General features: G+C 59.2%; 1 protein-coding gene. It reads right to left on the bottom strand.

Going from position 1 to position 365, the window contains the following annotated elements; genetic code table 11:
• Positions 1 to 365, bottom strand: a 365-nt coding sequence (locus AB4Y98_RS20670) for a type IV secretion system protein (protein ID WP_394198977.1), incomplete at both ends; no start/stop codon positions are given.

A 365-nucleotide genomic window follows, 5' to 3' on the forward strand; every position in this document is an offset into this window, starting at 1 on the left:
GACACGCGGATCACCATATCCAGCGCGATGGAGATCATCGCCGCCAACACGGCCATCGAGAACATCGTGCCGATGCCGTAGAACAGCCACTTCTGAAACAACTGCTTGGTCTGATCGAACAGCAGACACAGGATGAACAGCGGCCCCAGGCCGATGAACAGCGCCAAGGCAACCTCGTACAGCAGCAGCATCGAACCCGCCGTCACCGCCGGGCCACCGGTTCCCAGGCCAACTGCCCACAAGGCACGATTCTTGTCGTCGCGCAGGTTGCCGTCATCAAGCACTTTGATCGCATCGATGCTCGACAGGCCTACCTGCATCCAGGCAAGGCTCTTGTCGATCTGGTCCTCCGGCGAATCATTCTT

Origin of the sequence: Stenotrophomonas sp. 2YAF26 (genome assembly GCF_052114625.1) — a bacterium.
Classification (GTDB): Bacteria; Pseudomonadota; Gammaproteobacteria; order Xanthomonadales; family Xanthomonadaceae; genus Stenotrophomonas; species Stenotrophomonas indicatrix.